This is a genomic window from Flavobacterium sp. Arc3, from assembly GCF_041431375.1.
In the GTDB taxonomy this organism is placed as follows: Bacteria; Bacteroidota; Bacteroidia; order Flavobacteriales; family Flavobacteriaceae; genus Flavobacterium.
This window is the reverse complement of sequence record NZ_JASMRI010000013.1, coordinates 1-13,026: the sequence shown is the minus strand read 5'-3', so window position 1 is coordinate 13,026 and position 13,026 is coordinate 1. Positions and strand designations below refer to the sequence as shown.

The 13,026-nt window shown below is 34.8% G+C and carries 10 protein-coding genes; 8 read left to right on the top strand and 2 right to left on the bottom strand.

Annotated features, from left to right (window positions below; genetic code table 11):
- Position 1: 1 nt before the first annotated feature.
- The 4 genes from QO200_RS10960 to QO200_RS10945 all read left to right on the top strand — a co-directional run bounded on the left by QO200_RS10960 (position 2) and on the right by QO200_RS10945 (position 4,425).
- On the top strand, positions 2 to 2,302 hold the full coding sequence (locus QO200_RS10960) for a TonB-dependent receptor domain-containing protein (protein ID WP_371539779.1): 2,301 nt from the start codon (positions 2 to 4) through the stop codon (positions 2,300 to 2,302).
- A gap of 56 nt (positions 2,303 to 2,358) precedes the next feature.
- Entirely contained in the window at positions 2,359 to 3,507 is a 1,149-nt protein-coding gene (locus QO200_RS10955) for a lycopene cyclase family protein (RefSeq protein WP_371539776.1), read from the top strand.
- Between the two features lie 110 nt (positions 3,508 to 3,617).
- Positions 3,618 to 4,028, top strand: a complete 411-nt coding sequence (locus QO200_RS10950) for a BrxA/BrxB family bacilliredoxin (protein WP_074720125.1) — start codon at positions 3,618 to 3,620, stop codon at positions 4,026 to 4,028.
- A 64-nt stretch (positions 4,029 to 4,092) separates the two neighbouring features.
- Complete coding sequence (locus QO200_RS10945) at positions 4,093 to 4,425, top strand: hypothetical protein (protein WP_371539775.1); 333 nt, start codon at positions 4,093 to 4,095, stop codon at positions 4,423 to 4,425.
- Between the two features lie 745 nt (positions 4,426 to 5,170).
- Here the strand turns inward: QO200_RS10945 and QO200_RS10940 are convergent.
- On the bottom strand, positions 5,171 to 7,060 hold the full coding sequence (locus QO200_RS10940) for a U32 family peptidase (protein ID WP_371539772.1): 1,890 nt from the start codon (positions 7,058 to 7,060) through the stop codon (positions 5,171 to 5,173).
- Between the two features lie 453 nt (positions 7,061 to 7,513).
- Between QO200_RS10940 and QO200_RS10935 the strand changes: the two genes are divergently transcribed.
- The 4 genes from QO200_RS10935 to QO200_RS10920 all read left to right on the top strand — a co-directional run bounded on the left by QO200_RS10935 (position 7,514) and on the right by QO200_RS10920 (position 10,715).
- A complete protein-coding gene (locus QO200_RS10935; protein WP_371539770.1) occupies positions 7,514 to 7,936 on the top strand; it encodes a hypothetical protein in 423 nt (140 codons plus the stop codon).
- A 49-nt stretch (positions 7,937 to 7,985) separates the two neighbouring features.
- Positions 7,986 to 8,588 (top strand): hypothetical protein, encoded by a 603-nt coding sequence (locus tag QO200_RS10930; RefSeq protein ID WP_371539768.1) that lies wholly within the window; start codon positions 7,986 to 7,988, stop codon positions 8,586 to 8,588.
- Between the two features lie 451 nt (positions 8,589 to 9,039).
- The gene (locus QO200_RS10925; RefSeq protein ID WP_371539765.1) at positions 9,040 to 10,020 is read left to right on the top strand and encodes a phosphatidylserine decarboxylase; all 981 of its coding nucleotides are present in this window, start codon (positions 9,040 to 9,042) and stop codon (positions 10,018 to 10,020) included.
- A gap of 182 nt (positions 10,021 to 10,202) precedes the next feature.
- Positions 10,203 to 10,715, top strand: a complete 513-nt coding sequence (locus QO200_RS10920; protein WP_371539763.1) for a hypothetical protein — start codon at positions 10,203 to 10,205, stop codon at positions 10,713 to 10,715.
- Between the two features lie 394 nt (positions 10,716 to 11,109).
- Here QO200_RS10920 and QO200_RS10915 read toward each other — a convergent pair whose 3' ends face one another.
- Entirely contained in the window at positions 11,110 to 12,933 is a 1,824-nt protein-coding gene (locus QO200_RS10915; RefSeq protein WP_371539761.1) for an LruC domain-containing protein, read from the bottom strand.
- Positions 12,934 to 13,026: the final 93 nt, after the last annotated feature.

Here is a 13,026-nt window from a genome sequence, read left to right as displayed (position 1 = left end):
AATGAAAAAAATAATTACTTTACTCTTTTTATCTATCACAGTACTACTAAATGCACAAGAAGGTAAAATCATTGGTAGCGTATTTTCAAAAAATGAAGTTGTTCCTAATACAAAGGTTTTATTAAATCCAGGTGCAAAAAGCACTAAAACCGATGTTAATGGTAAATTTATTTTTACCAATTTAAATGCGGGAACTTATGAAGTTCAGTTAAGCGGCATCAGTTTTCAAACGGTGAAAAAGAAGATTGAAATCAAAGACAATCAAATGCAAGTTGTCAATTTTGATTTAACTAATTTTCAAAATGACTTGCAAGAAGTAGTAATAACGGGAACAAAAACATTCAAACGAAAAACAAATAGTCCCGTCGTTGTGAATGTTCTGGACAGTAAAACATTAAATAATTTACAAGTTTGTAACTTATCCGAAGGGTTGAAATTTCAGCCTGGTCTTCGTGTTGAAACTGATTGCCAAACTTGCAACTACCAACAACTTAGAATGAATGGATTAGCTGGTGGATATTCCCAAATCCTTATTAACGGCAGACCTATTTTTAGTCCGTTAATGGGATTATATGGACTTGAGCAATTACCTGTAAATATGATTGACCGAATTGAAGTTGTTCGTGGTGGTGGCTCCTCACTATACGGTTCCAGCGCCATTGGTGGTACAGTGAATGTGATCACTAAAATCCCTCAAAAAGACTCATTCGAACTGAATACTTTTTATCAAAATATGGATGGTCAATCTAATGACTACTTGGTGAACGGTAATGCCTCTTTTGTTTCTGACGATAGAAATGCAGGAATCTCCCTTTTTATGACTCATAGAGAACGCGGATATTATGATCAAAATGCCGATAACTTTTCGGAAATCCCAATGATTGAGAATAACTCTTTAGGGGCGAATATATTTTTTAAACCTACCAAAGATCAGAAAATTGAAATTAGTTTAAGTAATCTAAACGAATACCGATTTGGTGGTGAAATGGTAGATAAGCCGGCCTATTTAACGCAACAATCCGAAGAACGTAAGCACAAAATATGGTTGGGAAGTTTAGATTACCAAATTAATTTTAACGACGGAAAATCTTCATTGATAACTTACGCAGCATGGCAAAACACAGATAGAAAGCATTATACCGGTATCTTTCCTGACGATCCAACCGAAGTAGAAAATCATTTAATAAATCCACCTTACGGTATTTCGACCACTGAAACAATTCAAGGGGGCTTACAATTCAATTATAAATTAGATGAATTTTTGAACGGTACTAATACTTTCACTGTAGGATCAGAGTATATTTCTGATAAAGTTTTTGATGAAATAAGCTCGTACAATTATTTAGTAGATCAACACACCAAAGATTTTGGTTCTTTCATACAAAGTGACTGGGAAATCACACCAAGCATAGATTTACTTTCGGGTGTTCGTATGGATGTTCATAATTTAGTAGATAAGGTAGTTTTTAGTCCAAGGTTAGCGTTGTTGTATAAATTTCGCAAAAACACACAATTCCGATTAAGTTACGGTACTGGTTTTCGTGCTCCCCAAGCATTTGATACTGATTTACATATTGCCTTTGCGGGTGGTGGTGTTTCAAGAGTTATTTATGATCCAAATTTAATTGAAGAACGTTCTAAAAGCTGGAGCGCTTCGATCAATTATGACAAGGCAACCGAAAAATTCATTGGAGGATTTACGTTGGAAGGTTTTTATACCCACCTAAATGATGCTTTTGTATTAGAAAATATCGGTCAAGATGAATTTGGTCAGGTTTTCGAAAAACAAAATGGCGACGGAGCAACAGTTCAAGGGGTAACTCTAGAATTACGCGCTAATTACAATCAAAAAATACAATTAGAGTCGGGTTTTACTTTTCAAACCAGTACTTATGAAAACGAGGTGAATTATATAGAAGGCGTTGCTCCAACTAAAGATTTCCTAAGAACTCCTAATACTTATGGATTTGCAAATCTTACTATGACTGCAACGGATCGATTAAAATTGAATCTAAATTATGTATTTACCGGAACAATGAAAATCGCTCACTTTGCCGGAGCAGAAAATCAAACAACAGATGAGTTTTTAAATACACCCACCTTTTCTGAAGTGAATAGTAAAATCGCATATACAATTCCGAGCGAAAAATACAATATGAATTTTGAAATTTATGGCGGACTAAAAAACATGTTCAACCAGTATCAATCTAATTTTGATTCTGGTAAAAATCGTGATAGTAATTTTGTTTACGGACCCTCTTTGCCAAGAACAGTATTTGTAGGAGTTAGATTTTTTAATTAAAACGGATTAGCTTCGCAAGTAATTCTTATTTTTGAGAGCAATTTCCTTTTCACTTTATGAAACACTACGATTACATTTTTACAGGCTCGGGTTTAGCGGCATTGATGACCACATACAAAATGATTTTATCTGGAAAATTCATAGATAAGTCTATTTTACTAATTGACGCCGACAGTAAGAAAACCAATGATAGAACCTGGTGTTTCTGGCAAGAGGATAAATCAATTTGGGAAGCTTCTATTTCTAAAAAATGGGACTTGGCTTTATTTGCTAATGCTGACTTTAGTCGGGATTTAGAACTAAAGCCTTATAAATACAACCAAGTAAAAGGACTGGATTTCTACAATCAAGTATTTGATTTAATTTCGAAACAAAAAAATATCACTTTTTTTAATGAGGAAGTAACGGATATTAACGAACTTAAAACACACGTTTACGTTGCTACAGCATCTGAAAGTTTCACGACTGATAAAGTTTTCAATAGCATTTATCGAAAAATAGAAGCCGGAAGCCAAACTAAATATCCCGTTTTACAACAGCACTTTATAGGTTGGTTTATAAAAAGCAAAGAAGCCGCTTTTAATCCGGAGCAAGCTACTTTCATGGATTTCTCTGTGGAGCAAAAGGGCAATACCCGTTTTATGTATGTTTTGCCTACTTCTACAACCGAAGCTTTACTAGAATATACTTTGTTTTCGCATACGCTTTTAGCAAAAGAAGAATATGAAAACGAAATTAAAAAATACCTAAAAAACCTCGAAGTTACAGAATACGAAATAATCGAAAAAGAACAAGGAAGTATCCCGATGACCTGCTATCCCTTTTGGAAAAAAAACACCCAACGGGTATTAAACATCGGTACTGCCGGTGGATGGACGAAAGCTAGTACAGGCTATACCTTTAAAAGCTCGGACAAAAAATCAACCAAGCTTGTTTCATTTTTACAAAGAGAATCCGACTTCAAAAAATTTCATACCAAAACGAAGTTCTGGTTTTACGATTTGCTGCTGCTCGATATTCTAGATAGACATAACGAACTTGGCGCAAGCATTTTCTCGTCTATGTTCAAAAAAGGGCGTCCGGCGCTTATTTTTAAATTCTTAGATGAAGAGACCTCTTTTTACGAAGATATAAAAGTGATTTTAAAGTGTCCAAAAATGCCTTTTATTAGTGCATTGGTTAGGTGCGTTCGTTATCTATTCTAGCAAAATCAATAACTATCAAACAATAACAAAACTTTATAGTTCATCTTATAGAGTTCTTTTTAAACTTCGTAACTTTGCTCATTCAAAATTAATATTTAAAATATAACGATATGTATCCACAAGAAATGGTAAACCCAATGCAAGCTGAATTAACAGCAGCAGGTTTTCAAGATTTACATAGTGCAGAAGCAGTTGAAAACGCAATGAAATTAGAAGGTACTACGCTAGTTGTAGTAAACTCTGTATGTGGTTGTGCTGCTAGAAATGCGCGTCCGGGAGCTAAAATGAGTTTAGAAGGAGCAAAAAAACCAGATCATTTAATTACTGTTTTTGCAGGAGTTGATAAAGATGCTGTTGATGCTGCAAGACAACACATGTTCCCTTTTCCTCCATCATCGCCAGCTATGGCTTTGTTCAAAAACGGAGAATTAGTACACATGCTAGAACGTCACCACATTGAAGGTCGCCCAGCTGAATTAATTGCTGAGAACTTACAAGACGCATACAACGAGTATTGCTAATACAATAAACTTCACGAAAACGTCCCGATCCATCGGGACGTTTTTTGTTTAAAGTCCACTTATTTTGAATTCTAACCAAGCTCCCATACGATTCACGGTAATAGAAAATGACACCATACATCAGGTGAGTACACATCACGGCGCATATCCTAATTTGATGTTTTTGCTAAAGGAAGAATTCCTATTAGAAAGTTTTGGTGAGTGTGGCGGCGTGGGACGATGTGCAACCTGTCTTGTCACTGCAAAAGTAATCACAGGCGACTCCTTAATTAAGGAACGGAACGAGCCTACCACATTAGAGCGTTTAGGCTACATAGATGAATCTACACGTCTTTCCTGCCAATTGTACCTCACAAAAGATTTAAACAATGCCGAAATTACGATTCTAGAAATCTAGGCGGGTTTATTCGCATTACTAAATTTAGAATAAAAAATTGTCCACAAATTACTTTAAACCTTGGATTCCTGCAAAAATTCAAACAAAGATTTACATCACCGTTTTTAACTCTTCATCAAATAATAATAAGTGAATTAGTGGCCACTTAAAACCACCGCAGATTCGCAGATTTATTCTTTTCTAAAATCAAAACTATACTGATTTTCGATACAAAATACATACCCCATCTTTACACCATCATAAAAAATAATCAGTGAATTAGTGACCATTTAATACCGCCGCAGATTCGCAGATTTATTCTTTTCTAAAATCAAAACTATACTGATTTTCGATACAAAACGCATACCCCATCTTTACAACATCATAAAAAATAATAAGTGAATTAGTGACCATTTAATACCGCCGCAGATTCGCAGATTTATTCTTTTCTAAAATCAAAACTATACTGATTTTTGATACAAAACGCATACCCCATCTACAACATCATAAAAAAATAATAAGTGAATTAGTGGCCACTTAAAACCACCGCAGATTCGCAGATTTATTCTTTTCTAAAATAAAAACTATACTGATTTTCGATACAAAACACATACCCCATCTTTACAACATCATAAAAAATAATCAGTGAATTAGTGGCCGTTTAATACTACACAAAGCTTATTTTTTTTTAAATTCGTAGCTATTAAAAACCAAAAAAGCCACAACATCTCTGCTGTAGCTTTCTTTATACTTAATACTTTTAAACTTATCTTTTCTTTACATAATCCAGTTGCTCGTCTTCATCTATAAATTCTAATTCGGCATCTTTTTCCCAAATCTCCATTTCACACGGTTTGCAGTTAAATTTCAATTTGTATTCGTTTTCTCCATGTTTTAAAGTCAAGGGTTCCACTACTTTTTCACCCATGGTTGCTCTTTGAAAACGGGCGCATTTCCCTAATTCATACTTCACACAATATTTAGTGGTCATTACACGCGCTTTTCCTGGATCCCATTGCAATTCAAATGCTTTTTCAATCTCAGTTACACCATGTCTTTTATAGAAGGCTCTCGCCAGCTTATTCGAAACATTAAAGGTGAAATCTAATTTCTCTGTTGGATAAGGATGATCAGTTTTCGTGATTTGAAATTCTTCTCTATGATACTCATTGATTCTAATATCAATTAACTGTTCTAAAACAGTTCTTCTTACTTCGTTTACTTTAGAAATAGGCAAAAACCAATTGTTAGTAAACTCCACTTCGATGTCATCCACTATAAACGGAGTATTTCCTGTTTTAGAAAGGTTTCTTTTAATATTTGGAATCACAGATTCTTCACTTTTGGCAGCCTCTTTTTCGGTTTCCAAAGTGGCAATACTCTCGTGACCGTCTTCATCAATCGCACGCAATTGAAAACCATCAGCGGTTTCGGTAAAATGAAGCGTAACGCCTATTTTTCTAACAGCACTATTTTCTTTCTCTACAATTCGGTTGAACTCCGCATCTGAATTTCGATAAATAACCGTTCCTACTGCGATGTTTTTAAACGTATTAGGCACCACAATATCATTTACAATAATATTAATTTGTACCCCATCAGCCACACCCGCTTCATTGATAAAATACAAACCATCACCATTGTTTAATAGTTCATGATTCTCAATCACATAGCCATTGGCTTTAATTTCGGTTATCGCACCGATCAACTGTCCTTGTGATTTTGGGCTATCCCAGTTTCCTATTTTTTCTGTACGTTTGTTCACGAAATAATCGGTGTACCCTCTATTAAAACTTCTGTCCATTTCTGGCACAAAATTATAGAACGTTCTTCCCGAAGACGCTTTTTGGAACGTATCATTATTTTCCAGAAAAGAATCTAATTTCTTTCTTAAAAACGAGGTGTTATTTTTTACATAAACGATGTCTTTCAATCGGCCTTCAATTTTAAACGAACAAATTCCCGCTTCAATCAAATTAGGTATTTGATCGCTCAAGTCTAAATCTTTAATCGATAACAAATGGCTTTCGGTAAGCAAGGTCGTTCCATTTCCATCCGTTAAATTGTATGGAAGACGACAGTTTTGTGCACAAGAACCACGGTTAGCACTTCGCTCTCCACCAGCGATACTCATATAGCAATTTCCGCTAAAAGAAACACATAATGCTCCCGAAACAAAAAACTCCAACTCGACATCTGTTTCTGCAGCAATATCTCTAATTTGGTCTAAATTCAATTCTCTCGCCAAAACCACACGTTGCATTCCTGCATCTTTCAAGAATTTCACATGCTTAGGATCGCGGTTATTTGCTTGTGTACTGGCGTGAATCACTATCGGAGGCAAATCCATTTCCATAATTGCCATGTCTTGTACTATAAGCGCATCCACCTTTATATCATATAACTCATGAATCAATTTTCTACATGCTTCCAGTTCTTTATCGTACAAAATGGTATTGATAACGACAAAAACCTGAGCCTTAAACAAATGGGCGTATTTCACCAATTCGGCAATATCTTCCACGGAATTCGTTGCATTCGTTCGTGCTCCAAACAATGGCGCTCCAATATACACAGCATCTGCACCAGCATTTATAGCAGCTATTCCTTGAACCAAGTTTTTTGCAGGTGCAAGAATTTCAACTTTCTTTTTCATACGTAGATAATATTTGTTTTTTATTGGAATATGGAATTCGCATATCTTCATTTGTGCTTGCGACAAATTTTAGTTCATGCTCATTTCATAATCTTCCTTCTTAATCATTGTAGTTAGGCATCATTTGTAATGAGCATTTTTGTTTTTGGTAAAACCAAAAATTTAAATTTGCTCATTGCGCACGAAGTAAAAGAGATAACGGCGTTTCACTCCCGAAATCAAGCTGCAAAATTATAAAATACTTATTAAAGAATGGCGTTCTGATTGAAATTTAAAACTAGGTCGCGGAGATGTGTTTTTTTGGAGCTAGATCCAGCTATTCGCTACAATCTTTTTTCCCGCTAAAAAGCGAATAAAAAAGGATTTCCACTTCTATCTGGGCTAAAAACGTTTTGTGTTATAATGAAGGAAGTTGTTTATATTTGAGTAAAATAACAAATAGTTAATATTAGAATGAAAAAAATTCTATTCGTCATCTTAATAGTGAGTTTAAAAGTCAATTCCCAAGAGCTAGTTGGGAGTTGGAAAGTCGTCTCTTATGAGGATGAAATTTGCTATTTCAACAAAACAACCGATTCAATTTCATATAAAGATGCTTCCCGAAAAGGTGAAGCTGAAAATTTTCGTAAAATGTCAGAAATACTAATATTTCCAATTAGTTATAATTTTGAGAGCAATGGAAACTACACTCTGACTCAACCAATGATTGGTGAAATTAATGGCCAATTCAGATTTGATCAAGTAAATAAAAAAATCGTTTTTATTGATGATGAAGGTAAAAAATATGAAATACCATTCCTATATAGAGATAACATCCTCTTTCTTGATATGAAAATGGAAACTGACTATATTAAAATTGGATTAAATAAGAATTAAAAAAATTCTCATCCTAAAAAATACAAAAACCGAACAGCAAATTTACTACATGAGAAAAATCTTTATTTTTATAATTATATTTTTTGCAACTCAAAAAAGCTACTCTTGTTCGTGTACAGAAAGACCATCTGTAAAGGTAAATTGGGAAAAGGCAAATGAAGTCTTTATTGGTAAAATAGTTAAAATTGACACTTTACTCTACGGAAATCATGGTATTAAAATTCACTCTTATACTGTCGAAATTCTCAAATCATTCAAACAAAATTTTTATAAAGATAAAAAATTCAGAACTATTTTAAGTCAAGATGAAGCTAGCTGCGATTTTATGTTTGAACTTGGAACAGAATACTTAATATATGCAAAAACAGACAGTCAAACTTTAGCATGTTCAATCTGTTCGAGGACAAATACACTTAAAAACATAGAAAGCAGCGAAATGCAAGAGCTTGAAAAAATATTCCAAATCTATAAATCTAACAGAAGCGGTGTTAATACAATCAAATTTGAAAACAACACTTCTTATCAAGTTGGTTTAGTGAAGAACTCTTTTGAAGAAAAAATAAAATCGCAGAAATTAATAATATATTTACTTTCAGGAATAATAATATTACTAATTGTAGTAGTATTAATTTTTCGAAAAAGAAAAAGTTGAGAACAGCTAACGCAGAATTCAATCTCGATCACGCAGTATTCATCACATAAGTTAGCAAAGGTATTTAGCCCGACCGCGCAGTATTCCCCACTCGTGAACACAATAGTATATAATACCCCAGGTCGCGCAGATATATCTCAACAGTTAGCGCAGAATTGTATTCTGTGCCCATTCCAACCCGCTAAAAAGCGGTTCTACTATTCTACTTTCCCGATCGCGTAGATATACCTATCCTCAACAATTAGCCACAAAAAAAATTAAAAACTGTACTTCTAGATTTAGATCACAATTAAATACTTGACCCTCTTTACGGACACGGATTAAAAATCTGCGCTATCTTTACGTCAAGCATTTGCAACGAATATATACAAACCGAGGAAAAAAGAGAACGAAATAATGACAGTAAAATTTTTGCTACATTAAAGACAAGAAATAAAAAGGAAAGACAAACATGAAAATTACAAAAACTAAAAAAAGCTGGGGCATCATTTTCTTATTGCTGGCCATCATTGTCATACTGGCTTTTTATCCGTTGCCGCCACAAGCTCCCATAAAATATTACGACAGGGAAACTGGGGTGTTAAAAACAGAAAAAGTGGCTGCCGAAAAGTGGTTGGTTTGGCTTTATAATAATCCAGTTGGCGAAGCAACATTGTGGACTCTGGTGAAAAGAAAATTCGTGTCGTCTATTTATGGCAATATGATGGATCGTCCTTCATCGACTAAAAAAATACAACCCTTTATTGAAGAATTTGATATCGATAGGAACGTCTTTCAAAAACAGGAGTTCCACTCTTTCAACGATTTCTTTACCCGAAAACTAAAGAATAATGCCAGACCGGTGGATACTAACGCAGCTATTACAGCGTCCCCTGCCGATGGAAAAATATTGGCTTATGCAGATATTAGCAACAGCGATTTTATTATCAAGGGATACCGCTTTGATATTTTATCATTTTTAAATAATGCCGAACTTGCTAAAAAATATATGGATGGCAGCTTAGTGATCATCCGGCTTGCCCCTGCCGATTACCACCGTTACCATTTTCCCCTTAGCGGAAGTGTATCATCCAACACCAAGATTGACGGAGATTATTATTCAGTTAACCCACTTGCTTTGCGCAAAATGACAGAAATATTCTGCCTCAACAAAAGGGAGTATACGACCGTTACAAACCCTGTGTTTGGAAATGTTATCATGGCCGAAGTAGGCGCAACTATGGTGGGAAGTATGATACAAACCTATTCTGGAAACTTTGTTAATAAAGGAGACGAGAAAGGATATTTCAAATTCGGGGGATCTACGGTAGTACTGCTGTTTGAAAAAAATAAAATTCGCATCGATGACGATCTATTGATTAATACTTTAAAAGGTTATGAAACTTCCGTCAAACAAGGAGAAAAAATTGGCGTTTCGATGATTACTCTATAATGGTAAGAATATACGAAACCTCCCGTCTTCGTACACATACCCATTGATACTAAAACAAATCTATTAAATCCTTACATTTACCTTTAAAATAAATAAGTAAAAGTTTGCGAGCAGCTTTTATAGTGACGATTTAGAAATTGAATAATACTAGCAAGCCGCTTTCGAAAATTAAAAAAAACAGAATGGACAAGTACTTACGACAATTAATCACAATAGAATTTGACGACAAAAAAGAAATTTTTAGCGGTTTTCTTATTGATTGGACTGAAGATTGGATCTTAATTAAAAATAATCCTGTCGATTTTATAATTGATGGTTATACGATATTGAGGAACAAAAATGTAAAGGCGATTATCCAAGATAAAGATCATGAATTTACCGAAAGAGTAATTAAACTGAAAGGATTAAAAACAAGTGCCGCCGAAATAATTCCGCTTACCGATATAGCTGCAATTATCTATTTTTTAGCAAGTAAATATGAAATTTTCCAAATTGCAACAAAATCTGATAAAGCTGTTTATCTGGGTAAACTCATAGAAATGGATGAGGAAGAAGTGGTAATCGACTTTTTGGGATCTGAAGGTGAATTTGAAGGCGAAATGAGTTTTAAGCCAAACAAAATAAGAGTGATCGAATTTGATACAGATTATATCAATTCGCTGAAACTAATTGTTGATGAAGAAAAGAAAAAATAAAGACCTCAAATCTATCCAATTTACCGCAATCGAAAATGGGAGACAAATCCCCATAACAACCTATCACGGTATTTCTTTAAGTAATTGTTGTAAAACGAAATTTGGCGCTAAAGGAACGCACTGAGCCAAGGGCTTTATACAAAATGGCGATTGACGAAGAGAACATCTGGTTCTCTTATCACCTCCGAATCAAATGCATCTCCACAATTAAAATGATAGCTTATAAAACAAAAAACAGCAGTAAAATTTTGCCTACTACTGTTTGATAATTGTACTTTTATTTTACATTAATTCTCTATCATTTTTTCAGGACTAAACACTTAGCTAAATCAAGAGATTTACAAGAGAAAACTATTCGTTCATTGCAGATGACTAATGATAAAATATAACTAATTTAATTTTCAACGTTGGTTGGGTAAATCAAGCTGCTCTTTCTGTAACTTATTTCACTTGTGTACCAGTCGTCATAGGTAACTCCGCTACTTTGTGCCCAATCTTTAAACTGATTGTAAGCTCCAGTTATGTTTTGATATTCAATTACCCAATCAAATTTTTCAGCAATATTAATCGCCGACGGCAAATTATCACCGGTTACAAAATAGCGTTCGTTAGCCGGAGAGGAATCGTCGTTAGATTGTCCAAAATAACTGGTGTCAAACAAATCTGAAGGTTTGTAATTTGCTAAATGCACTTCCTTACCTCTAGATCCTGGCGCACCGTTTACTGAAGTGCCCACAATCATAAATGGATTAAAAGACCCGATGTTCAATTCGCTAAATGTTAAAGCATTATTAGCTAGAATAATAGTTACAACAATAGTTACAGGTTCAGTGTAACCATAAGCTAATTGTGTATTCGCACCAGTACCTCCTGTTGCTGTTGGCATTACTCGGTAAGCATCATCAAAAACAATTATCGTAGGCTCACTTTGACCATTTTCGAGTCCGTTGCTTGCGATACTAAAAACGGTATTGTTTTTAACATCATACCCACTTACAGAAACCACATCGTTAGGATCAACTGTTGGCAATGTAAATCCAAATCCATTGTGTGCAGAAGCTCCGTATGCTTCAATTACGAATGTAGCAGTTATACTCTGTACTACCTCTTGATTATTCTTGACGATATTAAAATCATAATCAACAACTAGATCGTTAAAGTCATAATCTCCTTTAGCAGGCCATAAATCTTCATAAGCTAAGGTTCCGCTATATGAAGGAAGCGGAATTAAAGTACGGCAATTAAGCAAACTAACAGCTCCCGCAAGAGATAGCATTCTCCCGTTTAGTTCACCACCAGCACCCATAGAAACCGCTCCAGGATTAGCAATTATATTTCCACTAATACTAGTTGAAGCAGCCATCGCACATGCACCTGTTGCTAACCAAAACACATTCTCTGATGAAGCACCATTAATCAGTACCACTTTTGCACTAGCAGCGGTTGTAAATGCTCCTCCAATTTTAAAGATAAATTGGGCATTGCTATCTCCTTGACCATCTAAGGTAAGAGTACCCGCTACTGATGCTGCTCCTCCTATAGCATAAACTCCTGGAGTAAGTGTTTCAGAACCAAAAACTGGAACATGAGCCGAATTTGTAGTTACTGTCTTGCCTATTTGAGCAACAATATCTTTTAAATCTAAGGTTGCTTGTGAAGTAACAGTGTTAGCATTTTGAATAATCCCATTTAGAGTTGACGGAGTGCCAAAACCTGTTATGGCGCCCAAATTTGTTCCAACATCACCTGTAATATTTGAAACACCTACATTTGATACCGCACCTGAAACTGAATAAAGCGTAAAGTTTGTAATTGATCCAAGAGCAATTGCAGAAACAGCACTTTTACTTGCTGATTTATTTGCAAATTTATTTACTGTATTAAAATTATACGACATCGAAACGTTACTGACTAAATCAATAGTTGCGCCATTAGCGCCATTGTAAATTAACTTCAGTTCATTTATGTATGAAGGGATAGTGATTATAGTATTTACTGTTCTTGATCCATCATCTGGATATCCTTGGAAATATCTTTTCGTACCTGAACTGTTAGTTATAATTAATGGTTGGATATCTCCATCATTCGGTAAAACTACAGATACGTTTAAAGTTTGAGTGGTTTTCCAATCAAAGCCAGCAGGAACAATAAAATCACCTAACAATTCAGTTCCTGAATCTGGTTCAAGTAGATCACCTGGTTTTGCACAACTGTGCAATACAATTGTTAGTAAGAGTGGAAAAACCGGTCAAATTGACCACCCAATTCCAGTGCAAATTGACCACCAGTTCCGGAGTAAACTGACCACCCT

Bases quoted from the DNA above. Each gene is read 5' to 3' on its own strand.
- QO200_RS10925 (WP_371539765.1), top strand. From the start codon at position 9,040: ATGAAAATTACAAAAACTAAAAAAAGCTGGGGCATCATTTTCTTATTG.
- QO200_RS10955 (WP_371539776.1), top strand. From the start codon at position 2,359: ATGAAACACTACGATTACATTTTTACAGGCTCGGGTTTAGCGGCATTG.
- QO200_RS10920 (WP_371539763.1), top strand. From the start codon at position 10,203: ATGGACAAGTACTTACGACAATTAATCACAATAGAATTTGACGACAAA.
- QO200_RS10940 (WP_371539772.1), bottom strand. From the start codon at position 7,060: ATGAAAAAGAAAGTTGAAATTCTTGCACCTGCAAAAAACTTGGTTCAA.
- QO200_RS10930 (WP_371539768.1), top strand. From the start codon at position 7,986: ATGAGAAAAATCTTTATTTTTATAATTATATTTTTTGCAACTCAAAAA.
- QO200_RS10935 (WP_371539770.1), top strand. From the start codon at position 7,514: ATGAAAAAAATTCTATTCGTCATCTTAATAGTGAGTTTAAAAGTCAAT.
- QO200_RS10950 (WP_074720125.1), top strand. From the start codon at position 3,618: ATGTATCCACAAGAAATGGTAAACCCAATGCAAGCTGAATTAACAGCA.
- QO200_RS10960 (WP_371539779.1), top strand. From the start codon at position 2: ATGAAAAAAATAATTACTTTACTCTTTTTATCTATCACAGTACTACTA.